The organism is Variovorax sp. PAMC26660 (genome assembly GCF_014302995.1).
Classification (GTDB): domain Bacteria; phylum Pseudomonadota; class Gammaproteobacteria; order Burkholderiales; family Burkholderiaceae_C; genus Variovorax.
Genome location: NZ_CP060295.1, coordinates 4484416 through 4507757, shown reverse-complemented (window position 1 = coordinate 4507757; position 23342 = coordinate 4484416). Strand labels below are relative to the sequence as shown.

The following is a 23342-nucleotide window of genomic DNA, read 5'->3' as shown; positions in this document are numbered from 1 at the left end:
CGCCATCATCCTTTGCGGCCGAGCAGGCCATGCGGGCGCAACAGCAGCACGGCCGCCATCGCGATGTAGATCATCAGGCTCGCCCCCGGCGGCCAGATGGTGCTCATGAGGCTTTGCACGATGCCGATCAGCAGGCCACCGACCAGCGCGCCGCCGAAGCTGCCGAGCCCGCCGATCACCACCACCACGAAGGCGACGCTCAGCGCCTCGACACCCATGAAGGGCTCGGCGCCACGGATCGGCGCGGCCAGCACGCCCGCCAGCGCGGCCGTGGCCGCACCGAGCGCAAACACCAGGCTGAACACGCGGAACACGTTGATGCCGAGCAGCGAGACCATCTCGGTCGACTCGCTGCCCGCACGCACCGCACTGCCCAGGCGCGTGCCTTCGAGCACCCCCCACAACAGCACCGCGAGCACGGCGGTGAAGCCGATCACGAACAGCCGGTACTTGGGATAGATGAAGTCGCCCCACATGACCACGCCCTGCAGCAGATCGGGCGTCGGCACGCTGTTGCCCAGCGGGCCCCAGAACACGATGACGATCTCTTGCACCGCGAGCGCCAGGCCCACGGTCACGAGGATGTGGAACTCGTGCGGCTTGGCATAGACGCGGCGCAGCAGCAGCTTTTCGGCCAACCAGCCGAGCGCGCCGACGCACAGCGGCACCAGCACCAGCGCGGCCCAGAAGTTCAGGCCCCACTGCATGGCCTGGTAGCACAGGTAGGCACCCAGCAAATAGAAAGCGCCGTGCGCGAAGTTCACGAAACGCAGCAGGCCGAACACGATGGACAAGCCAACGGCCAGCAGGAAATACAGCATGCCGATGCCGATTCCGTTGATGGTCTGGAGCAGGTAGACGGTCATAGGCTCGTTGGCTTGCGTTGCATCAGGCCAGCTTGCAGCCAGTCTTGTCGATGGGCAGGAAGGACTTGCCGGAACTCACGACATCGACGTAGTCGGCGGGGTTCTTCATCTTCGACTTGGCCTTGCCCTTGAGCAGGTAGTAGTCCTTGATGACCTGGTGGTCGGCCTTGCGGATTTCTTCCGTGCCCGTGAGGCCGTCGTACTTCATGCCTTCGAGCGCCGCGATCACCGCCTTCTGGTCGACGGTGCCCGCCTTGATGATGCCGTCGATCAGGATCTTGGTGCAGATGTACGAGCCGGCCAGGCTGTAGTTGGGCACGATCTTGAGCTTGTCGGCGGTGCGCTTCACCAGGTCCTTGTTGAGCGTGGTGTCGGCCGTGTGCCAGTACTGCGCGCCGAAGTAGACGTCTTCGCACAGGTCGGCACCGAGTTCGTCGAACTGCTCCAGTCCCGACGCCCAGGCCATGAGGATCGTCATGTTCTTGTGCATGCCGAAGCTGACCGCCTGGCGCAGCGCGGCAGACGATTGCGCGCCGAAGTTCAGCAGCAGCAGCACGTCGGGCTTGGCGGCCATCGCGTTGGTGAGATAGCCGCTGAACTCCTTCTCGTTGAGCGAGTGGTAGCTGTTGCCCACGTGCTCGATGCCCTTCTCCTGGAAGATGTTCTTGGCCGCGCTCAGCAGGCCGTCGCCGAACACGTACTGCGGCGTGATCGTGTACCAGCGCTTGGCCTTGGGCATGGTGGCGATCAGCGGGCGCACCGTCTGCTCGATGGCGCCGAAGGTGGGCACCGACCAACGGAAGGTGGCGGGGTTGCAATCCTTGCCGGTGATTTCATCGGCACCGGCGGTGGTGATGAAGAGGGCACCGGCCTTCTCGGCTTCCTTGCCCATGGCCAGCGCTTCCGACGACAGGATGCCGCCGGCGAAGAACTTGGCGCCCTGCTGCTGCGAGGCTTCCTGCACCTTGCGCACGGCTGTGGCGGGCTTGCCTTCGGTGTCGAGCACCGTGTAGGCCAGCGGACGCTTGAGCACGCTGCCGTACTGCTCGATGGCCAGCTTCATGCCCAGGTCGGCGTACTTGCCGTTGGCCGCGAACGCGCCCGACATCGGGACCGGGCAGCCGAAGCGGATGGCCTCGGCCGACTGGGCAAAGGCGGCGCGGCCAGCCAGCAGGGAAGCGGGGGCGGCCGACAGGGCGGCGAGCTGAAGGAGGTGTCTGCGTTGCATGGGGATCTCCGGTCGTGGTGTGGAAGTAAGTGAAAAGAGCTGCCTGCGAATGCCGGCGAATTTAAGCGGATAAATAGGATTAATATGCTGGTAAAAACCCGCTAGCAAGCCCTGTGCCCAACATCAACCGGACCCCGCCAATGACGCCGTTTAAGATCGCGCGCTGTTGCGCATCCCGCGCATCTCCCGATGGGCATGGAGCGTGTGAATGACAGTGGGCCAACACCGCCCCAAGCGGCAAAAGCTCTCGGACGTGATCGTTGAAGACGTCAAGCGATGGATCGTGGCGGAGCGCAAGCAGCCCGGCGACCGGCTACCGAACGAGAAAGAACTGATCGAGCTTTTCGGCTACTCGAAGAGCACGGTGCGCGAGGCCTTGAAGGCACTCGAAGTGCGCGGCCTGATCGCCATTCGCACCGGCCCCGGCGGCGGGGCGTACCTGCAGCAGGTGTCGGTCGACCATGCGTCGGAGCCGCTGCGAAATTTCCTGCACTTCCATCACCTGGACGGGCATCACATCTACCAGTTGCGCAAGGCGCTGGAGCCCGAACTGGCCGCGAGCGTGGTCGGCCGGCTGACGCCCGAGCAGTTCGAGCGGCTCGAAGCCAATGTGCGTCTGTGCACTGTCGAGCCCACGAACGAGGACGAGTTGCGCACGCAACGCGAAGCCGAACTCGCTTTCCACACGATGTTGGCCGAGGCTTGCCCCAATCCGGTGCTGTCCTTCATGTGCCGCTTTCTCAACGACCTGTTGCGCGATCTCGTGGTCTACAAGAAGGCGCTGGACCATCACCACTTCGGCGAGACCAATGTCGACTATCACACCCAACTGCTTGCGGCCTACCGAAAGGAAGACGCGGACGAAGTGCGCCGGTTGATGGCCGAGCACATGGTCGATGCCGAGGCGCACATGCATGAGATGGAGGCGCACATCGGGGCGAAGCATTTGCTGCTGCCTAGTGGGGGGCAGCGGTAACCCGGTCTTGGGTCTTGTTCGGGGTGGGTGCGAATGACACCGGGAGCTCCCCTCCGCGAATGTCCCCCGCTTCGCTCCTCCTTTATTTCGCTGCGGGGAGCACCCGGCGTCATTCGCACATGGGCACGCTGCTGGTGATTGCCGATCAACAACCGCTCTGAGCGCGCACGTCGATACGGGGCTCTTTTTAGCTAAATAAAGGAGGAGCGAAGCGGGGGACATTCGCGAAAAAGAGCACCGTGTCGGAGTGAGCGACGCCCTGAACAAACAGCCCTCAACCGTGAGCCGCCTCCAGACAAGCCTGAAACGCCAACACCGCCCGTGAAGGCTTGGGCGACCGCCGCAGCAAACTGACAAACCGGCATGCATAGTTGAAGCGCGCCGGCAACACAGCCTTCATCAGCCCGCGTTGCTCGAATACCTGCGCATAGTGGTCCGGCAAGAACCCCAGAAACCGCCCCGAAAGAATCAGCGTCGCAATCGCCTCCTGGTCGAACCCCGTCGCCTTGCGCGACAACCGCGCTCGGTGGCTCAGCTCCATGTTCGGCGAGTGATAACCCAGTCCCGCGAAATGGTGTTCACCCAGCTTCGACCACGTGAGCTTCGCGTGCGGGCTCTCGAACAGCGGATGCCCCTTGCCGCAGTACAGCAACATCGTCTCGTCGAACAGGTCGGCGTACACAAGGCTCTTCGAGGCGCGATGCGCCGGGATGATGCCGATCTGGAAGTTGCCCTCCAGCACACCCTGCTCTATCGCATTGATCGAACCCACGTGCACTGCCAGGTTCACCTCGGGCGCCATCTCTGTGAAGCGCGCAATGGCCTCGCCGATGCGCGCCTTCGGGTTGGTCGCGGTCTTGTCGAACAGTGCCACCTCCAGTTGCCCGCCCATGCGGTTGTGAATGTCGTCGATGCCGCCGCGAAAGGCGTCGACCGAGGCCAGCAGCCGCAGCGTCTCGTCGTACACGCGCTGCCCCTCGGCGGTGAGTGCGAAGCCAGCCCGACCACGCCGGCACAACACGAGGCCCAGCCGCGTTTCCAGGTCTTTCACATGCCGGCTCACAGTGGACGTGCCGATGTTCAGCTCCAGCTCGGCCGCCGCCATGCCGCCGCAGTCGACCACGCTCTTGAACACCTTGAGCAGGCGCAGGTCCATGTCGCTGAGCTGCCCCAGAACGGCGCGATTCCGGGTGCCTTGGGCACTGTTTTGGGCTTCGGCCTTTACTTGCATAAATCGTCAAGTGAACATTGATATTGCGCCATTCTCCACACTGAAGGCTCTGCGAACAATCGGCACATCCCTTCACCTCCGGAGCCCGCCCTGCGCGGGAAGCGCCATGACCCTCGCAACGCCCGCCATCGAACCGACCTCCACCGCGCGCACCGACGCCGCCTGGCTCGACGCGCACTGGATGCCCTACACGGCCAACCGCAGCTTCAAGGCCGATCCGCGGATCATCGTGGAGGCCAAGGGCGCCTACTTCACCGACAGCGACGGCCGCAAGATCTTCGACGGCCTCTCGGGCCTTTGGTGCTCGGGCCTGGGCCATGGCCGCCCCGAAATCACCGAAGCCGTGAGTCGCCAGATCGCCAAGCTCGACTACTCGCCCGCCTTCCAGTTCGGCCACCCGCTCTCCTTCGAGCTGGCCAACAAGATCAAGGAACTGACGCCCGCAGGCCTGGACTACGTGTTCTTCACCGGCTCGGGCTCCGAAGCCGCCGACACCTCGCTGAAGATGGCGCGTGCCTACTGGCGCACCAAGGGCCTGGCCAGCAAGACGCGCCTGATCGGCCGCGAGAAGGGCTACCACGGCGTCAACTTCGGCGGCATCTCGGTGGGCGGCATCGCGGCCAACCGCAAGCTGTTCGGCCAGGGCGTCGAAGCCGACCACCTGCCGCACACCCAACTTGCATCGAACGCCTTCACGCGCGGCATGTCCGACAACGGTGCCGATCTGGCCGACCGCCTGCTCGACCTGATCGCGCTGCACGACGCATCGAACATCGCGGCCGTGATCGTCGAGCCCTTCGCCGGTTCGGCCGGCGTGGTGATTCCGCCCAAGGGCTACCTCAAGCGCCTGCGCGACATCTGCACCGCCAACAACATCCTGCTGATCTTTGATGAAGTGATCACCGGTTTCGGCCGCTGCGGCGCGCTCACGGGTGCGGATGCCTTCGGCGTGACGCCCGACATCATGAACATCGCCAAGCAGGTCACCAACGGCGCGCAGCCGCTGGGCGCCGTGGTCGCCAACAAGGACATCTACGACACCTTCATGGCAGCGGGCGGCCCTGACTACATGCTCGAGTTCCCGCACGGCTACACCTACGGCGCGCACCCGGTGGCCTGCGCCGCCGGCATCGCCGCGCTCGACGTGCTGCAAAAGGAAGACATGATCGGCCGCGTGCAGACGCTGGCCCCGCACTTCGAGAACGCGGTGCACAGCCTCAAGGGCAGCAAGCACGTGACCGACATCCGCAACTTCGGCCTCGCCGCTGGCCTGACGATCGCCGCGCTGCCGGGCGAGCCCGCACGCCGCCCCTACGAGATCGCAATGAACTGCTGGAAGAAGGGCTTCTACGTGCGCTACGGCGGCGACACCATCCAGCTCGCACCGCCCTTCATTTCCGAGAAGGCCGAGATCGACCGCATGGTCAACGCGCTGGCCGACGCCCTCGCCGAAACCAACTGATCCGCAGCAGGGCACTCACCATGCAACACGACAAGAACGTCACGGCCACCATCGGCCACTTCATCGACGGCAAGCACGTCGGCGGCGGCACCCGCGTGCAGCCGGTGTTCGATCCGGCCACGGGCTTCTCGGACAAGAGCGTCGCGCTGGCCGACAAGCTCACGGTCGAGCAGGCCATCGCGTCGGCGCAGGCCGCCTTTCCGGCCTGGCGCAACACGCCGCCGCTCAAGCGCGCCCGCGTGATGAGCAAGCTCAAGACGCTGCTCGAGGCCAATGCCGACCGCATCGCTGCGCTCATCACGGCAGAGCACGGCAAGGTGTTGTCAGACGCGCACGGCGAGTTGCAGCGCGGCATCGAGAACGTCGAGTACGCGAGCTACGCACCCGAGCTGCTCAAGGGTGAGCACAGCAAGAACGTCGGCCCGGCCATCGACTCGTGGAGCGAGTTCCAGGCCATGGGCGTCACGGCCGGCATCACGCCGTTCAACTTCCCGGTGATGGTGCCGCTGTGGATGTGGCCGATGGCCGTGGCCTGCGGCAACACCTTCGTGCTGAAGCCCTCGGAGCGCACGCCCTCCTCCACCTTGCTGGTGGCCGAGCTGGCGCTCGAAGCCGGCCTGCCGCCGGGCGTGCTGAACGTGGTCAACGGCGACAAGGAGGCCGTCGACACGCTCCTGACCGATCCGCGCGTGAAGGCCGTGAGCTTCGTCGGCTCCACCGCGATTGCCGAATACATCTACACCACCGGCTGCGCGCACGGCAAGCGTGTGCAGGCGCTGGGCGGCGCGAAAAACTTCGCGGTGGTCATGCCCGACGCCGACATCGGCAACGCCGTGAGTGCGCTGATGGGCGCGGCCTACGGCTCGTGCGGCGAGCGCTGCATGGCGATCCCGCTGGTCGTGGCCATCGGCGACGACACGGGTGACGCAGTGGTCGCGGGCCTGAAGGCCGAGATCGCGAAGATGAAGGTAGGCCCCGGCAACGACAACGGCAACGACATGGGCCCGCTGGTCACCAAGCCGCACTTCGAGAAGGTCAAGGCTTTTGTCGATGCGGGCGTGGCGGCCGGCGCGAAGCTCGTGGTCGACGGCCGCGGCGTCAAGGTCGAAGGCCATGACGGCGGCTACTACCTCGGCCCTTGCCTGTTCGACGGCGTGAAGCCCGGCATGACGATCTACCAGGAAGAAATCTTCGGCCCGGTGCTCGGCGTGGTGCGCGTGAAGACGCTCGAAGAAGCCATGGCCATGATCGACGCGCACGAGTACGGCAACGGCACCTGCCTCTTCACGCGCGACGGTGAGGCTGCGCGCTGGTTCAGCGACAACATCCAGGTCGGCATGGTCGGCATCAACGTGCCGCTGCCGGTGCCCGTGGCGTACCACTCCTTCGGCGGCTGGAAGCGCTCGCTGTTCGGCGACCTGCACGCCTACGGCCCGGACGCCGTGCGCTTCTACACCAAGCGCAAGACCATCACGCAGCGCTGGCCCTCGGCCGGTGTGCGCGAAGGCGCGGTGTTCGCATTTCCGTCGAACCGCTGAGGCCTTGAACTTGCCGCAGGCCAGGCCTTGTGGGCCTGGCCTGCGGCATTCGTTTTTCTACCAGGGCAACGAATAGGTCTTGCAGTTGGTAAAGCTCTTCATGGCTTCGAGCACGCCTTCCTTGTAGCCCAGGCCCGAGTCCTTGATGCCGCCGAAGGGCGTCAGCTCCAGCCGGTAGCCCGGCACCTCGCGCACATTGACGCTGCCCACGTTCAGCTCGCGGATGAAGCGCGTGATGTAGTCCAGCCGGTTGGTGCACACCGCCGAGGACAGGCCATAGGCCGTGCCGTTGGAGATGCGGATCGCTTCTTCGATGGTCTTGAAGCGGATCACCGGCGAGACCGGCCCGAAGGTCTCGTGCTTGGCCACTGTCATCTCGGGGTCCACGTGGTCGAGCACTGTGGGCGAATACAGCGCGCCCCTGCGCTCGTTGCCGTACAAGAGCTTGGCACCGGCCGCGATGGCCTCGTTGACCACCGCCTCGAACTGCCTGGCGGCAGCCTCGTCGATCACCGTGCCCATGTCGGTGTCCGGGTCCATCGGGTCGCCGTACTTCAGCGCCTTGGTCTTGGCCACCAGCAGCTCGACGAACTGATCCGCCACGGATTCGTGCACCAGCATGCGCTTGACCGCCGTGCAGCGCTGGCCCGAGTTCTTGTACGAACCGTTGGCCGCCAGCGTGGCCGCCTCTTCCACATCCGCGTCTTCCATCACGATGATCGGATCGTTGCCCCCCAGCTCCAGGATCTGGCGCTTGTAGACCGCCTTGCCCGAGATGTACTTGCCGATCGGCACGCCACCGGTGAAGGTGACCAGGTCGACGTCGGCGTTGGTGAGCAGTTCGTCGGCAATCTCGGCCGGGTCACCCGTGAGCACCGACAGCATCTGCGGCGGCAGGCCCGCTTCATACAGGATGTCGGCCAGCAGGAAGGCCGTGAGCGGCGTCTTCTCGCTGGGCTTGAGCACGATGCGGTTGTTGGTCGCAATGGCCGGCGCCACCTTGTGGATCACCTGGTTCAGCGGATGGTTGAACGGGGTGATGGCGGTGATGGCGCCCAGCAGGGGTTCGCGCAGCGTGTAGACCTTGCGGCTCTTGCCGTGGTGCGTGAGGTCGCAGGAGAACACCTGGCCGTCGTCCACCAGTGCCTGGTTGGCGGCGAACAGCAGCACGTCGGAGGCACGGCCCACCTCGTACAGCGAGTCCTTGCGCGAGAGGCCCGACTCGAGCGTGATGGTGCGCGAGATCTCGTCCAGGCGCGAAGCGATGATCTCGCCTGCGCGCATGAGGATCTTGTAGCGCTCGTAGCGGGTGAGCGTGGACTTGTAGTCGCGGGCGATGCGAAGCGCATTGCGCACGTCGTCCAGCGTGGCCTTGGGCACGGTGGCGATGACTTCGCCGGTGTAGGGGTAGGTCACCTCGATCACGCGGTCGCGGTGGACGCGCTCACCGGCGATGCGCAGGGCTTCGCGGTGGATGGTGCCTGGCTTCAGGGTGGCTTGGCTCATGGGGTGCTTCTTGCTCCGGAAGGCGTTTGCGTTATTGGGCGTGGTTCAGCGCGATGTCCAGCGCATCGAAGTTGCGCAGGCGCCGGCCGGCAGCAATGCCGGTGACCGGGCGGTTGCAGATCAGCGGCACGCGCTGCTCGGAGACACCGCCGTGCGAGCGCAGCGGCACTTCGAGCGCCGACAGGTCGTGGCGGCTGGCCGAGGTGCCGATGACGGTGCTCTGCTCGCTCACGACCACGATGTCGCCGATGCGGTCGGGCGGCAGCTCGAAGCGCGCGGCGGCGTCCTTGCGCGAGAGCACGAGTTCCATGCCGGGCACGCGCTGGATGCGGTCGATCCAGCCGGGCACGCGGGCTTCGTCGGGGGCGTACACGGTGGCGAAGGAGCCGAGTGCGCCGTGGTGCACCACATACGGGTCGGTGATCGGCAGGATCACGCGGGCGACACCGGCGCCGTACCACTCGTCGAGCACGTCCTGCAGGTAGATGACGTTGGGCGAGCCGTCGCTCGCGTGCTTGTCGTTCATGCCGTGGTCGGCGGTGACGACGATGGTGGCGCCCAAGGCATCGAGCTGCGCAAGGTAGCGGTCCATCATGGCGTAGAAGGCATTGGCGGCCGGGCTGCCGGGGGCGGCCTTGTGCTGCACGTAGTCGGTGGTCGACAGGTACATGAGGTCGGGGCGGCGCGACTCCATCAGCTTGACGCCGGCGGCGAAGACGAACTCCGAGAGTTCCGCGCTGTAGACCGAGGGCACGGGCATGCCGACCATGTCGAGCACGTTGTCGATGCCGTTCTCTTCCATGGTGACCTGGTCGGACTTCTCCGACGAGAAGCAGATGCCCTTCATGCGGTGGCCCAGCAGCTTGCGCAGCTTGTCCTTGGCGGTGACCACGGCCACCTTGGCGCCGGCATCGGCGAATGCCGCCAGGACGGTGCCTGCGCGCAGGTACTTGGGGTCGTTCATCATGACTTCCTGGCCCAGTTCGCGGTCGAAGAAGTAGTTGCCGCAGATGCCGTGCACGGCCGGTGGCACGCCGGTGACGATGGACAGGTTGTTCGGGTTGGTGAACGAGGGCACCACGCAGTCGGCCAGCAGGTTGGCGCCTGACTTGCGCATGCGGTCGAAGTACGGGGCGACACCGGCTGCGATGGCCGCATCCAGGTACGCCGGCTCGCTGCCGTCCACGCAGACAACGACCACGGGGCGGGCCATCCAGCGGTAACTTCGACCGTTGACTTCAAGCAAGTTTGGTTTCACAGGTTTCACTCCTTGGTTGTTGAGATGTGAGGTCGTCCTGCCGCGGCTCAGCGACGGATGAACGCCGCGATGCACGCACTGATCAGGCAACTGGCCGCGACGATGGGGAACACCAGCGAGGTGTTGCCCGAGTGGTCCAGCATCCGGCCGATCAGCGGCTCGCCAAGCCCGGCGAGCAGGTAGGAAAAGAAGTTCATGACGCCGGTGGCCGTACCCGCGCGTTTCGCGCCGACCAGATCGGGGCACAGGGCCCAGAACGACGAGGCCGGTCCGTAGACGAAGAAGCCTGCAAGGAAGAGCAGGCCCAGGCCGAGGATGCTCGTGGGCAGCAGGTACATGCCGATCGAGGCGACGGCACCGAGCAGCATGTACAGCACGATGGCCTTGTAGCGCTTCGATCCGAAGACCTTGTCGGAGATCCAGCCGTTGGTGAGCGCGCCGAAGGCCATGCCGACCGGCAGTGCGACCGAAATCCAGGCCGGGTCGATCATGCCGTCGGCAGCCTTGGCCCAGTCCTTGCCGAGAAAGTGCACCGGCACCCACACGATCAACCCATAGCGCGCCGCGTTCTGGAAGCCGATCGAGAGCGCGGCAATCATCAGCCGGGGATTGCTGAGCACGGCCTTGTAGCGCGCCCACGAGCTTTCCTCGGCTTCGTGCCCGGCATGGACTGCCTTCGCATCCTCCGCATTGGCGACACCGGTTTCTGGCGACTTGAAGCCAAGGTCCTCCGGGCGTTCACGGGCGATCAGATAGAAGGTGATGCCACCCACCAGCATCAGCAGCACGGGAAGCCGGAAGATCCAGCGCCAGTCGAGGTGGAACACGTTCACGACCAGGATGGAGGTGATGAAGGACAGCACCGACGCGCAGCCTGCCGCGAAGGTGTAGCAGCCGAACACCTTGCCGCGCTCCTGCGCACCCCACCAGTTCGACAGCAACCGGCTGCCAGGCGCCCACCCCAGGGCCTGGAAGTACCCGTTCACGCCCCAGGGGATGGCCAGGCTCTTGAACCCGATCGCGAAGCTGACGACCCAGTTGGCGGCGCACGAAAGAATGGCCCCGGCCGTCATGACGCGCCGTCCGCCGAACTTGTCGGCCAGATTTCCGTTGATGGCCTGGCCCACGGCGTAGCACCACAGAAGGCAGCTCGAGGCCCAGCCGAGGACTTCCTTCGAGAGCCCGAATTCCTTCTGGATGCCCGGAATGGCAAAGCCGAATGTCTGCCGCCCCGTGTAGAAGAAGAAGTAGCAGAACATGGCGGCCAGCAGCATCCGCCACTGGGCCTTCCTGAACGAATTCTCGAGAGGCGGAACGTAGGTGCCCGCCGGCAGGGTCTGGTTGGCTGCTTGCATGGTTTGTCTCCATTTCTTGACGGGCGTGGGGCCCGTGGGACCGGCTCAAAGGCCGGCATCTGTTTTTGCTGTCCTGGCCGCGCGCATACCCACAGCACCCGGCACTCCGAATCATCTAGGCGGGCACCGCCCCGATGAAGTTCTTGCCACGCGCGCCTTCCATGGCGCGCGCGATCATCGCCGCGGCCTCGCCGTCAGCCACGCCGTAGTCGGCAAACTCGGTCTTCACGCCGAGGCTCTGCAGAAAGTCGCGCAGGCGCCGCGTCGCGGCGGACAGGTCCGGGCCGAACAACTGCTGCAGCGTGCGGTCGCGGTCGGGCGACTTGGCCCAGGCTTTTTCAAGCACGAGCGGCAAGGTGAAGGAGCACGCGATGCCGTGCGCCAGCCCGTGGCGCAGCGTCATCTCGTACGAGATCGAATGGGCCAGCGCGGTCTTCGTGTTGGAGAACGCCATGCCCGCCTTGAGCGCGGCGAGCGACATGCGCTCGCGCAGCGCGATGTTTCCGAGGTCGGCCAGAAGGGCTGGCAGGCACTCGAAGATGTCTTGCACCGCAGACACCGCGAAGGTGTCGGAGATGGGATTTGCGTTCACGTTCCACACCGACTCCAGCGCATGGGAGAGCGCATCGAGCCCGGTGGACACCGTGATTCCCGCTGGCACCGAAAGCATCAGCTCAGGGTCCACGATGGCCGCTTCGGGCCACGTGGCCTCCAGATGCAGCGAGTACTTCTTCTGGTTCGCGGTGTCCCAGATCGTGGCCCAGGGCGTCACTTCGCTGCCTGTGCCCGCAGTGGTCGGCACCGCGATCAGCGATTTGACGCTGGCGGGCACAAAGGGTTTTCCCGTGGCGAGCAGGCCGATGAGTTCATCGAACTGTCCGCTGCCAGTGCCGACCATCAAGGCCTTAGCTGTGTCGATGGCGCTGCCGCCGCCCACCGCAACGATGGCGTCGCAACTTGCATCGCCACTGGTGTCGGATTGCCAGAAGCTGTTGTAGAGCCCGGCCAAGTGCGCCACATCGGGGTTGGGCCGCACGTCGTCGATCACCGTGACCAGGGCGTCCCCCAGAAGTGCTTCGAGGCGGGCAACAAGGCCCAGCGCGCGCGCTTCGGGAAAGGTGACGACGACGACACGGCGGCCGGCAAGGATCGAGGGCAACTGCTCGAGGCTTCCTCGACCGCAATGGACGGAAACAGGGTTGTGAAAAGCATGGGGCATCGGCTTTGTCTCGCGTGGTTGTTTGTTTGCTTCTTCCTGCATCGCGCTGTGCCGCGCGTTCTTGAATGGATGCAAGTGTCAAAGCCGCCCGCTGCCCCGTCCAATCGCATTTCTGACGCCGGCATGGTCGAAAACCGATGGATGGCATTCGCCCGCGCGATCACGGGGAAAGCGCGCATGCCGACCGGGGCCCGGATGTGAGAGGCTTCAGCCGCTCACGCGCCACCGCCTTTCAAAACCTGCCCATGTTTCACCAGTACTACAAGTGGATCCGCTGCTTTCACGCTGTCGCCAAGACCGGCGGCTTTACGTCGGCCGCGCAATACCTGCACATCGGTCAGCCCACGGTAACCGATCAGGTCAAGGCACTGGAAGAGCGCTTCAACGTGGAGCTGTTCCTTCGCGGCGGGCGCACCGTGCGACTGACCGCAACGGGCGAGCGGCTCTATGGCATCACCCAGGGCCTCTTCGGCCAGGAGGAAGAAGCCATCCAGTTCCTGCAGAACGCGCACAAGCTCGAAGCCGGACTGGTTCGCGTCGGTGCGGTGTCTCCGCCGATTGCCCTGGAGCTGGCGCGCAACTTCAAACGCGCGCATGCATCGCTGGAGCTGACGATCTCCATCGGATCGGAGGAATCGACCCTGCACGGGCTGCAGGACTTCGACATCGATGTCGGCATCGTGGCCGAACCACCGCCCATCGAGGGCTTGCATACCGTTCCCTTTCGCAACGAGCGGATCATTGCGGTGGTTCCGGCGGATCATCCGTGGACGCGGCGTGCATCGATCACCACGCAGGATATCGAAGGCGAAATGGTGATCCTTCGGGAGCCCGGCTCGAAGACCCGCCAGCGCGTCGAGCGCGCGTGCCAGCAGAAGAACGTGCGCGTGAACTGCGTCATGGAAATCAACAGCCGCGAGGCCATCCTGCACGCGGTGGCCAGCGGAATGGGCATCGGCTTCGTCACGCAGGTGGAGTTCATTCCCTTGCCGGGACTCGCCGCAGTCATGGTCGATGACGAGGAACTGTCGATCAGCTACTCGCTGTGCTGCCTGTCGGTGCGCCAGGACAGGCCGCTGATCAGCGCGTTGTTCGCGGTGTCGCTCGCACCGGCGTAGCGGCCGGAATGCCGCGAGCGCCGCACCAGTGGACGGTGCGGTCCTACAGCGGGCACGGCGGCGCGCTTTCCATAATGGTCCGGCCTTCACTCCAGTGAATCCGCGTGCCCCCTCTTTTGCGCAGCGACATCCCCGCCCGCCTCGACCGCCTGCCGTGGTCGCGCTGGCATTGGCGCGTGGTGATCGCGCTGGGCGTGGCCTGGATCCTCGACGGGCTCGAAGTCACGCTGGTGGGCTCCATCGGCGCGGTGCTGGAGCGGCCCGATACGCTCGGGCTTTCGGCCGGCGAGATCGGCGCATCGGGCTCTGTCTACATCGCGGGCGCCGTCATCGGCGCATTGATCTTCGGGCGGCTCACCGATCGGCTCGGGCGCAAGAAGCTCTTTCTGATCACGCTGGTGGTCTACACGGTGGGCACGCTGGCCACTGCCTTCTCGCCCAACTTCGCCTTCTTTGCGCTCTGCCGTTTCGTCACGGGGCTGGGCATCGGCGGCGAGTACGCGGCCATCAACTCCGCCATCGACGAACTCATTCCGGCGCGGGTGCGCGGGCGCGTGAACCTGGCAATCAACGGCAGCTTCTGGATTGGCGCGGCACTTGGTGCGGGGCTCAGCCTCGTGCTGCTCGACGCGCGGGTGATCGGCCCGGTGTGGGGCTGGCGTGCGGGCTTCGCGCTGGGCGCGGTGCTGGCAGTGGCCATCCTGCTGGTGCGGCGCGACGTGCCCGAAAGCCCGCGCTGGCTGATCGCGCATGGGCGGGCCGACGAAGCACGGCGCGTTGTCGAACGCATCGAGGCCGAAGTCGAGGCACAACACGGCCCGCTGCCGGCGCCGCAAGGCCACGTGACCTACACGGCCGCGGGCAGCAGCAGCCCGTCGATGCGCGAGGTGGCGCGCGTGCTGCTCAGGCACTACCGCCAGCGCAGCGTGGTGGCCGGCGCGCTGATGATCTCGCAGGCCTTCTTCTACAACGCGATCTTCTTCACCTACGCGCTGGTGCTCACGCGCTTCTACGACGTGCCCGCAGGCAGCGTGGCGCTCTACATCTTTCCGTTCGCGCTCGGCAATGTGCTGGGGCCGTTGCTGCTGGGCCCGCTGTTCGACAGCGTGGGCCGGCGCAAGATGATCGCGCTGACCTATGTGCTGGCCGGCGTGGGGTTGGCGCTCACGGGCTGGGCCTTCATGGCGGGCTGGCTCGATGCGCGCAGCCAGGCGCTGTGCTGGTCGGCGGTGTTCTTCCTGGCATCGGCGGCGGCAAGCTCGGCCTACCTCACGGTGAGCGAGGTGTTCCCATTGGAGATGCGGGCCATGGCCATCGCGATCTTCTATGCGATCGGCATGGGCGCGGGCGGCTTCGCGGCACCGATGCTGTTCGGCCTGCTGATCGAGACCGGCAGCCGCGGCGCGGTGACGGTGGGCTACGGCATCGGCGCCGCGCTGGTCATCGGCGCGGGGCTGCTGGCCTTGCGCCATGCGGCCGATGCGGAGCGCAAGCCGCTGGAAGAAGTGGCGCCGCCGCTGTCATCGGGGCGCTGAAGCTCAAAGCGCGCAGGTCCGGAAACCGAAGAAGCCGTCGTCGCGCTCGGGCAGCGCGAAGCTGCGGCGCTTGAGCGAACGCAGGCGCGCACGCGTCGCGAACGATGCACCGCGCAGCACGCGCGCCCGGCCGAACGCCGCCTCGGGATCGAACTCGCCACCGGCGCTCCACGGATCGGCGCGATAACCGGGCCAGGGCTGCAGCGTGCCTGCCGTCCATTCATGCACGTCGGCCCAGCGAAAGCCGCGCCGCGCGGCCGCGTGCGCCGCAATCTCCCACTCGACCTCGGTGGCAATGCGGCGCCCCGCCCAGCGGGCCCACGCATCGGCCTCCCACCAGCTCAGGTGCACGGCGCTGTGGTGCCCGGCCGCGCGCACCGTGGAACCAAAATGCTGCTGCAGCACCGAGCCGCCGGTGCCGTTGCGCGCCACGCCGATCTGCTCGACGTAGCGCGGCCCGCGCCGCCCCTCGACCTGCGCGGCCAGCCAGCGCCAACCGTCGGCATGCCACAGCGCCTCGCGGTCGTAGCCGCCATCGTCGACGAATTCGATGTACTGGTTCCAGGTGACGGGTTGCGCATCGATCTCGAACTCGGGCACGTCGATGCGGTGCGCGCTGCGCTCCTGCGAAAAAGCGAAGCCGCTCGCGGACGAGCCCAGTTCCCAGCGCGTGGCCGGCAGCAGCAGCGGCTCGCGCGTGACGGCGATGGGCGCCTGCTCGACGCCCAGGGGCAGCCCCAGCGCCTGCGCCATCACCACGAACTGCTCGCCGCGCAGGTCTTCATGGAACAGCGCCAGGCGATAGAAGTACAGGCCGGCATCGGTCTCGGCCGCGTGCTCGAGCAACTCGAGCGTGCTCTCCAGCGTTTCGAGCAGGTAGGCCTTGGTCTGGCCCAGGTCGGGCAGGTCCGTGGACCAGCGGCGCCCCGGCATGCTCTGCGCCGGGTTCCACCAATCGTCGGCGCCGGGGTCTATGGCCGCCAGCCGCGTCGGCCGCACGGGGCAATCCACGCCGAAGGCGCGCTGCGTGTTGCGGCCGATCCACCACTCGGCAAACCAGCCGATGTGACCGGCCAGCCAGACCGGCGGCACCACGCCTTCCTCTTCCGGCACGGGCGGCACCATGAGCGCCTGGGTGCCCAGTGCCTCTTCATAGAGCGACAGCAGATGCAGCGTGTGGTTGCGCGCGTCGATCAGCGCCAGCGACAACAGCTCGCGGCCGGCGCGGCACATGTCGGGCGAATCGATCGAATGGGGCAGGCCCTGGGCTCCGGAAGGCGTCGAGGAAGGCGGTGGGCGCGAGGACATGGACGATTATGAGGACCGGTCGATGGCCTCCAGACAGGCCCTGGTTTCCGGGTAAACCCGCCCAATGAAACGACGCAATACAAAGGTATGCGCGGGTAACATTCCGGGCTTTTGCGCAGCCCCCACAACGGGCCCGCGTTTTCTCTGGGCTTTGTGGGAGACACCCCTTGTCTGCATTTCTCAAATTCGCGACCGGCATGGACTGGGTCAGCGAAAAACTCGGCAAGATCGCCGGCTACGCCGTACTGGGCGCCTCGCTGATCTCCGCCGGCAACGCACTCATTCGCTACGGTCTCGATTTCAGCAAGAACTCCTGGCTCGAAATCCAGTGGTACCTGTTCGCCGCCACCGTGATGCTCGGTGCGCCCGTGGTGCTTCGCTTCAACGAGCATGTGCGCGTGGACATCATCTACGGCAAGCTCAAGGGCTACGGGCCGGTGTATGTCGACCTGTTCGGCCTCATCTTCTTTCTGCTGCCGGTGATGGGTCTGTTCACCTACCTCACCTGGCCCTTCTTCTGGAACATGTGGGTCACCGGCGAGATGTCGGGAAACATCGGCGGCCTGATCCGCTGGCCCGCCGCGCTGCTGATGCCCGTGGGCTTTGCAGCGATGTTCCTGCAGGGCGTTTCGGAAATCATCAAGCGCATTGCCTACCTGCGCGGCCTGATCCAGATGGACACGCACTACGAGAAGCCGGTGCAGTGACGGGCGCTCTTCGCGCGCCCCTTCGCTCTCTTTCAGGTTCCGCCCTCTCCCGCACCGCAGGTAAGTAGCAATGCACATGGAAAACTTCGCCCCGATCATGTTCGCGGGGCTCATCGTGATCATGCTGATCGGGTTCCCGGTCGCGTTTTCGCTCTCGGCCCTGGGCCTGATCTGCGGCTTCTTCGCCATCGAGATGGGCTGGTTCCCGGCCGGCTTCATGGCCAACCTGCCGCTCAATGTGTTCGGCATCCTGTCGAACGAGACGCTGCTTGCCATTCCGTTCTTCACCCTCATGGGAGCCGTACTGGAGAAGTGCGGACTCGCGGAGGACATGCTCGACTCGATGGGCCAGCTTTTCGGCCCGGTGCGCGGCGGCCTGGGCTACTCGGTGATCATCGTGGGCTTCATCCTCGGTGCCATCACCGGCACGGTGGCCGGCCAGGTGATCGCGATGGCGATGATCTCGCTGCCGATCATGATGCGCTACGGCTACGACATGCGCTACTCGACCGGCGTGCTCGCCGCCTCGGGCACGATCACGCAACTGGTGCCGCCCTCGCTGGTGCTCATCGTCATGGCCGACCAGCTCGGCACCGACGTGGGCCAGATGTACAAGGGCGCCTGGGGTCCGTCGATCCTGCAGGTGATCATCTTCGCGATCTACACCTTCATGGTAGGCCGCCTGCGCCCGCACTATGTGCCGGGCCTGCCCGTCACCGCGCGCACGCTGCATGGCTGGGCGCTGTGGGGCAAGTGCCTGCGCGGCATCATTCCCTCGGCCATCCTGATCTTCGCGGTGCTCGGCTCGATGGGCGGCCTGCCCTTCATGGACAACGCCATCGCCACGCCGACCGAAGCCGGTGCCATGGGCGCGGTGGGTTCGCTGATCCTGGCGCTCATCCATCGACGCCTGAGCTGGTCGCTGATGAAGGACGCGATGGAGGGCACGATGCGCCTGACGGCGATGGTGGTGTTCATCCTGATCGGCTCGCGCGTGTTCTCGCTGGTGTTCCAGGGCGTGGACGGCGCCAAGTGGATCGAGCACATGCTCGCGGGCCTGCCCGGCGGCCAGGTGGGCTTTCTGATCGCGGTGAATATCTTCGTTTTCTTCCTCGCGTTCTTTCTCGACTTTTTCGAGATCGCGTTCATCATCCTGCCGCTGCTGGGGCCGGTGGCGCACAAGCTCGGCATCGACATGGTGTGGTTCGGCGTGCTGCTGTGCGTGAACATGCAGACCTCGTTCATGCACCCGCCGTTCGGCTTTGCGCTGTTCTATTTACGGGGCATCGCGGACACCCTCTTCAAGAACGGAGCGTTACCCCGAAAGGTGGAGTCGCGCGACATTTACCTGGGCGCCATACCGTGGGTGGGCATGCAACTGCTGCTGGTGGCCATCGTGATCTTCTTCCCGCAGACGGTGACCGTGTTCCTGGAGAAAGAGAAAGTCGTCGACATCGAGAAGGTCAATCTCGACATGCCGGCCGATGCCGAGCCGCCGCCCGCGCCCGACAGCAACGGCGTGAACATGGAAGACCCGTTCGGCAACAGCAAGAAGGACGAGCCCGCCGCGCCGGCTGAAACACCGCCGGCCTCGAACGAGCCCACCAAGCCGTGAGCGAGCACGGCCCACAGGACAGCCCTCGCACCCCGCTCGAAAGCGCCGCCTTCCCGCCCCTGCTGCGCACGCTGGCGGTGGTGCTCGTGGTGGACATCTTCGCCTTCGCGCTCTGGAGCCTGCCTTCGCTGCGCACCACCACCTGGTCGACCAGCGCCCTCGTGGTGTTCGGCATCGCGGCCCTGTGCGTGGTGTGGGTCGGCTACTGGATCGTCTACAGCCGCACCCGCATCGAAGGCGACGTGCTGACGCAGACCTGGCTCTGGAACAAGCGCGTGAGTGCGCAGGACGTGGCGCAACTCAAGCTGGTGCACATCCGCATGCTCGAACGCGTGATCGCGCCGCGGCTGCTGGTTCGCCGGCGCTACGGCGGCATCACCTGGTTCCATGCCTACGACCCGCAGGTGCTGATCGCGTTCGGCGAGCAGGTGGCGCAACGCACCATTCCGTCAACGCCTGCCCCGGCGGAAACCGGGACGCACTGACGCACGCCTGCTAGCGCTGGAGCAGGCGCTCCAGCGTCTCGCGGATCGATTGCGACTTGTCGGCGCTGTCGTTGATCGCAAGGCAGCTTGGCGCATAGACCTGCTCCGCGCCGCGGGGTCCCAAGGTGGCATGGAGCTGTTCGCAGTCGCAGCGCAAGCGGCCCTTCAATGCACGGCTTCGCGCGTTGCGCACTTCGGCCACCCAACATGAATCGGCGCAGCCGCAGGCGTGGTATTCGAGCACCTCGCCCGGCTTCTTCCACGGCAGCCTGTCCGTGGCCTGGGCAGCGAGGGCGAATGCGGACATGAGCAGCGCCGCCACGAGAGGCAACATTCGGGACATCCGGCAAGGCCTGTGAGGTGGAAAGCGAAGCACTATAGCGGCCGCGCCTGCCTATGATCGGGCGCTCTTCACTACAGGGGATTGGCCGCATGCGGCGATATCTGTCACTCATGGCCGCGGCGCTCGCCTGCGTCTGCGTTCACGTTGCGCAGGCCGAGGAATGCCGGCGCTGGCCCAATGAATTCAAGCCCTACGACGGCTACACGCCGACCGGCGAGAGAGGCGCGCTGGAGCGCGACCCCGTGTGGTTTCGCTACGTGCGCGCGGTGCGTCCGGCCCACGGCGGCCCGGACGACACCCGCTATGCGCTGCGGCAGGCCGAGCCGTCGCGCAGCAAGATGCGCTACGACTCGCTCACCACGGTGTCGCTCGGCGGCACAGCCAACGGCTTCATCGCCACGCTGGACGACTGCAACACGCTGCTCGATGCGCAAGGGCGTCCGCTGGTGCCCGACCACTTCGGCGAAACCGAGATCGAGGGCAACACCACCGACAACGCGGGCCGGCCGCTGCCTATCCTCACGCTCAAGCTCTTTCGCGAGGGCCCCAACGGCGCGGACTACACCTACCTGAGATTCCAGCGCGGCACGCTCGTCACGCGCTCGCCGCACTGGTACCAGAACAGCTACAGCATCTCGCAACTGGCGATCAAATACCCGGTGCGCCCCGCCGGACTGCGGCAGGTCACGGCCGACGGAAAGGCCGGGTTGCTGCGCATGTCCGACCTGCGCGAGATCATCCCCACGCAATACGACGGCGTGGGCAGCGTCGACACGGACCCCGCGCACACGCACCAGCCGCTGCTCTTCGCGCAGTCCGGCAAAGAGATCGAACTGTTCAACCTGAACGGGCAACGCATCGACGTGCCCCGCTTCCATCGCTTCGAGGCGCATGCGGCGGCCGATGCGGCGCCGGCTTATCTCTCGCTGATCGACGACGAACGCAAGACCTGTCGCCTCTACCTCGACGGCATGCGTGCGCTGCTCCCCGACGAACTGCCGATGGAGGGGCACGGCTGCCCCTCCATCTGGCGCAGTGACGGCGCGCTGATCTTCGCGGACGCCTCCGGCTTGCTGCGCGGCTATGCCGTGACTGCAGACGGCGCGACTTCTGCGCTGTTCCAGGGCGTGCCGGGCAAGATCGAAGCGCGGTTGCCATCGGGTGTGATGGTGCTGCGCACGGTGGCAGCCAACGGCGGCAAGGACAGCTTCAGGCTCGCGCGCAAGTCCGGCGAGAACCTGACGGACGATGTCTACAACGGCTTCACCAACCTGGGCTGCGGAGCGCTGCGCGTGCAGCGCGGCACGACCTGGTATTCGCTGCAGCCCGACGGCAGCCTCAACACCCAGATGTTCTACCCCTTCAGTTGCTGACCAGCCGGCGCGGCCTGTCGAAACATCACCTGCACTTCGGCGGCACGCGCCCTCAACTGGCCGCAGCCGCCGTCGATGTCCTGGCCGGCCGAATTGCGCAGCTTGGTCAGGATGCCGCGCTCGTGCAGCGTGCGGGCCATCTGTTCGCAGCGCTCCCACGACGGACGACTGAACGCCACGCCATCCACCGCGTTGAAGGGAATCATGTTCAGCACGCCGTACTTGCCGGACAGCAGCCTGACGATGCCCTCGATTTCCTCCGGCCCGTCGTTGACGCCTTCCAGCAGCGTCCACTGGTACTGGATGGGGTAGCCGGTGGCACGCGCATAGCGCTCGCCCGCGGCGACCAGTTCTTCGGGCGTCATGTTCGGCGCGCGCGGAAGCAGCTTCTTGCGCAGGTCAGCCTGGGTCGTGTGCAGCGAGAGGGCCAGCGCAGGCCTGACGCGCTCCTGGAGCAGCCTGTCGAACACGCGTGGATCGCCCACCGTGGAGAACACCAGGTTCTTGTGGCCGATGTTGCCCACCGTGCCGAGAAGGTCGATGGCCTCGATCACGTTGTCCAGGTTGTGGGCCGGTTCGCCCATGCCCATGAACACCACCTTGCGCACCGGCCGGCGCATGCGCGCAAGCGCAACCTGGGCAATGATCTCGGCGCTTCCCACCTGGCGCAGCAAGCCGTCGCGGCCCGTCATGCAGAACTGGCATCCGACCGCGCACCCCACTTGGGACGAGACGCACAGGCCGTCCCGGGGCAGCAACACGCTCTCCACGGTCTGGCCGTCCGCAAGGGCGACCAACAGCCGCTCGGAACCGTCGGCGCCGGGGTGCACCGCGTGGATGCGTGCCAGTCCCGCCAGCTCGGCTTCAATGGACGGCAGGGCCTCCAGCAGCGACGACGGAAAGAAGGTTCCCGGCAAACGCCGGCCGCTGTTGCGGGGCAGCGCATGGGACCACAGCCGCAGGATGCGCTGCTCGTGGCTGGGGCCGGCCCCGGCTTCCCGCAGGCGTCGTTTCAGTTCGTGGATTCGCATGCGCGGGCTCGGGTCGACATGCGGCAGATTGTGCACGGCGGCCTCTTCACAGAGAGACTGGCAACGATCATTCCCAATGCCTGCATGCCAAAAGGTGCTTGGCGAACAGGGCTCCAATGAGCTAAAAGCCCGATGGGGCGAATGCCGATTTTCCGGGCCCGCTCGACGAAGGCAAGCGCTCTGCCAGGTTCCTGGGCCGCTTGCTCACAAGAACATATCAACCGAGGGTTTCAAATGCAGTTTGGATGGATGGTTCGCGCGCTGTCACTTGCAGCGGCTTCGACGATTTTTCTTGGCCTGTCCGCTTGCGGAGGGGGTGGGGGCGGCGGAGGCGGAGGTGGCATTCCCTTCGTGCCGCCAGTCACGGCACCGCCGACTGGGGCCCCGGTTGCACCGCCTACAACAACCAGCCGGGTGGTGGCCGACACGATCGTCTCGACAAGGACGGGAGCGGCCTACAGCCTCGAGATCTATCTGCCCGCTTCCTACGATGGCAGTTCGACCAACTATCCGGTCATTTATGCGTTGGACGGCGACGCGATATTCAATCCGCCAGGCAATCGCTTTTCAAACCTGAAAGACATCCTGGACCAGCGAAACACCCAGGCGATCCTTGTCGGCATCGGCGGCACGGCCCGCAGAACCACCGACTACGTGCTGCCCGGGGCCGTGCCGTACCACGACTTCCTGACCTCGGAGCTTGTGCCTTTCATCGAAGCGAAGTACCGCAGCGATACGAAGAAGCGCATGCTGACGGGCCTGTCGCTCAGCGGCAGCATGACCGGCATCGTGCTGTTTCTCGAAGGCGCAAAAAACAACCTGACCTTCTCGTACTTCCTGTCGTTCGAGGGCACGTACGACGGCCAGGGAACACGGTACCAAGACCTTGAGCAGGCCATGCACGACGGCCTCGCAGGCAACCCGTTGCCGGCAACGCTCTTTCTGACGCGCTGCGCCACCGTTTCGTCGTGCAACTTCAATCCGGTGGACGGGATGTACCAGCGCCTCCTGGCCAGAGGGTATCCAGGCTTCACGGTCACTGAGACGACTTACTCGACCACCCACGGGAAAACCGACATTCCCTCTTTCACCGACGCGATCGCCAAAATACTGCCGTAGATCGCCGGCCGATGTTCTTCAGTGCCCCATGAAAAAGCCCCGCCAAAACCGCAGTCTGTGTAAATAGTC

20 protein-coding genes are annotated in these 23342 nt (G+C 65.6%); 10 read left to right on the top strand and 10 right to left on the bottom strand.

Going from position 1 to position 23342, the window contains the following annotated elements; translation table 11 throughout:
• Positions 1-5: 5 nt before the first annotated feature.
• Positions 6-866 carry a branched-chain amino acid ABC transporter permease gene (locus H7F35_RS21090; RefSeq protein WP_187108537.1) on the bottom strand — a complete coding sequence of 287 codons (861 nt, stop codon included), beginning with the start codon at positions 864-866 and terminating at the stop codon, positions 6-8.
• A gap of 22 nt (positions 867-888) precedes the next feature.
• On the bottom strand, positions 889-2094 hold the full coding sequence (locus H7F35_RS21085; RefSeq protein WP_187108536.1) for an ABC transporter substrate-binding protein: 1206 nt from the start codon (positions 2092-2094) through the stop codon (positions 889-891).
• A gap of 208 nt (positions 2095-2302) precedes the next feature.
• On the opposite strand from H7F35_RS21085, the gene H7F35_RS21080 reads away from it, so the two are divergent.
• Positions 2303-3070, top strand: a complete 768-nt coding sequence (locus tag H7F35_RS21080) for a FadR/GntR family transcriptional regulator (RefSeq protein WP_187108535.1) — start codon at positions 2303-2305, stop codon at positions 3068-3070.
• Between the two features lie 274 nt (positions 3071-3344).
• Here H7F35_RS21080 and H7F35_RS21075 read toward each other — a convergent pair whose 3' ends face one another.
• Positions 3345-4301, bottom strand: coding sequence for a LysR family transcriptional regulator (locus H7F35_RS21075; protein ID WP_187108534.1), 957 nt, complete (start codon positions 4299-4301; stop codon positions 3345-3347).
• 106 nt (positions 4302-4407) lie between these two features.
• On the opposite strand from H7F35_RS21075, the gene H7F35_RS21070 reads away from it, so the two are divergent.
• Positions 4408-5763, top strand: a complete 1356-nt coding sequence (locus H7F35_RS21070; protein WP_187108533.1) for an aspartate aminotransferase family protein — start codon at positions 4408-4410, stop codon at positions 5761-5763.
• A gap of 20 nt (positions 5764-5783) precedes the next feature.
• Positions 5784-7301 carry a CoA-acylating methylmalonate-semialdehyde dehydrogenase gene (locus H7F35_RS21065; RefSeq protein WP_187108532.1) on the top strand — a complete coding sequence of 506 codons (1518 nt, stop codon included), beginning with the start codon at positions 5784-5786 and terminating at the stop codon, positions 7299-7301.
• A 57-nt stretch (positions 7302-7358) separates the two neighbouring features.
• On the opposite strand, the gene phnY is transcribed toward H7F35_RS21065, so the two are convergent.
• The 4 genes from phnY to psrA all read right to left on the bottom strand — a co-directional run bounded on the left by phnY (position 7359) and on the right by psrA (position 12639).
• The gene (gene phnY / locus H7F35_RS21060) at positions 7359-8807 is read right to left on the bottom strand and encodes a phosphonoacetaldehyde dehydrogenase (RefSeq protein ID WP_187108531.1); all 1449 of its coding nucleotides are present in this window, start codon (positions 8805-8807) and stop codon (positions 7359-7361) included.
• 31 nt (positions 8808-8838) lie between these two features.
• On the bottom strand, positions 8839-10020 hold the full coding sequence (phnA, locus tag H7F35_RS21055) for a phosphonoacetate hydrolase (protein WP_261803699.1): 1182 nt from the start codon (positions 10018-10020) through the stop codon (positions 8839-8841).
• A gap of 92 nt (positions 10021-10112) precedes the next feature.
• Complete coding sequence (locus H7F35_RS21050) at positions 10113-11420, bottom strand: MFS transporter (protein ID WP_187108529.1); 1308 nt, start codon at positions 11418-11420, stop codon at positions 10113-10115.
• Between the two features lie 115 nt (positions 11421-11535).
• Positions 11536-12639: an iron-containing alcohol dehydrogenase PsrA gene (gene psrA / locus H7F35_RS21045; RefSeq protein WP_187108528.1), complete on the bottom strand. Its 1104-nt coding sequence runs from the start codon at positions 12637-12639 to the stop codon at positions 11536-11538.
• Positions 12640-12884: 245 nt separating this feature from the next.
• On the opposite strand from psrA, the gene H7F35_RS21040 reads away from it, so the two are divergent.
• On the top strand, positions 12885-13757 hold the full coding sequence (locus tag H7F35_RS21040; protein WP_187108527.1) for a LysR substrate-binding domain-containing protein: 873 nt from the start codon (positions 12885-12887) through the stop codon (positions 13755-13757).
• 104 nt (positions 13758-13861) lie between these two features.
• Entirely contained in the window at positions 13862-15292 is a 1431-nt protein-coding gene (locus tag H7F35_RS21035; RefSeq protein WP_187108526.1) for an MFS transporter, read from the top strand.
• Positions 15293-15295: 3 nt separating this feature from the next.
• Here H7F35_RS21035 and H7F35_RS21030 read toward each other — a convergent pair whose 3' ends face one another.
• On the bottom strand, positions 15296-16600 hold the full coding sequence (locus tag H7F35_RS21030) for an SUMF1/EgtB/PvdO family nonheme iron enzyme (protein WP_187108525.1): 1305 nt from the start codon (positions 16598-16600) through the stop codon (positions 15296-15298).
• 167 nt (positions 16601-16767) lie between these two features.
• Here H7F35_RS21030 and H7F35_RS21025 point away from each other — a divergent pair, with 167 nt between their 5' ends.
• From H7F35_RS21025 to H7F35_RS21015, 3 genes are all read left to right on the top strand, one after another.
• Positions 16768-17307: a TRAP transporter small permease subunit gene (locus H7F35_RS21025; protein WP_187108524.1), complete on the top strand. Its 540-nt coding sequence runs from the start codon at positions 16768-16770 to the stop codon at positions 17305-17307.
• Positions 17308-17377: 70 nt separating this feature from the next.
• The gene (locus H7F35_RS21020; RefSeq protein ID WP_187108523.1) at positions 17378-18922 is read left to right on the top strand and encodes a TRAP transporter large permease subunit; all 1545 of its coding nucleotides are present in this window, start codon (positions 17378-17380) and stop codon (positions 18920-18922) included.
• Positions 18919-19407: a hypothetical protein gene (locus H7F35_RS21015; protein WP_187108522.1), complete on the top strand. Its 489-nt coding sequence runs from the start codon at positions 18919-18921 to the stop codon at positions 19405-19407. Before H7F35_RS21020 ends, H7F35_RS21015 begins: the two co-directional genes overlap by 4 nt.
• Before the next feature lie 10 nt (positions 19408-19417).
• On the opposite strand, the gene H7F35_RS21010 is transcribed toward H7F35_RS21015, so the two are convergent.
• Positions 19418-19714, bottom strand: coding sequence for a hypothetical protein (locus H7F35_RS21010; protein WP_187108521.1), 297 nt, complete (start codon positions 19712-19714; stop codon positions 19418-19420).
• A 146-nt stretch (positions 19715-19860) separates the two neighbouring features.
• Here H7F35_RS21010 and H7F35_RS21005 point away from each other — a divergent pair, with 146 nt between their 5' ends.
• Positions 19861-21123: a hypothetical protein gene (locus H7F35_RS21005; RefSeq protein ID WP_187108520.1), complete on the top strand. Its 1263-nt coding sequence runs from the start codon at positions 19861-19863 to the stop codon at positions 21121-21123.
• On the opposite strand, the gene H7F35_RS21000 is transcribed toward H7F35_RS21005, so the two are convergent.
• Positions 21105-22154 carry an RNA methyltransferase gene (locus tag H7F35_RS21000; RefSeq protein ID WP_187108519.1) on the bottom strand — a complete coding sequence of 350 codons (1050 nt, stop codon included), beginning with the start codon at positions 22152-22154 and terminating at the stop codon, positions 21105-21107. The genes H7F35_RS21005 and H7F35_RS21000 overlap by 19 nt on opposite strands.
• Positions 22155-22571: 417 nt before the next feature.
• Between H7F35_RS21000 and H7F35_RS20995 the strand changes: the two genes are divergently transcribed.
• A complete protein-coding gene (locus H7F35_RS20995; RefSeq protein WP_261803291.1) occupies positions 22572-23273 on the top strand; it encodes an alpha/beta hydrolase-fold protein in 702 nt (233 codons plus the stop codon).
• Positions 23274-23342: the final 69 nt, after the last annotated feature.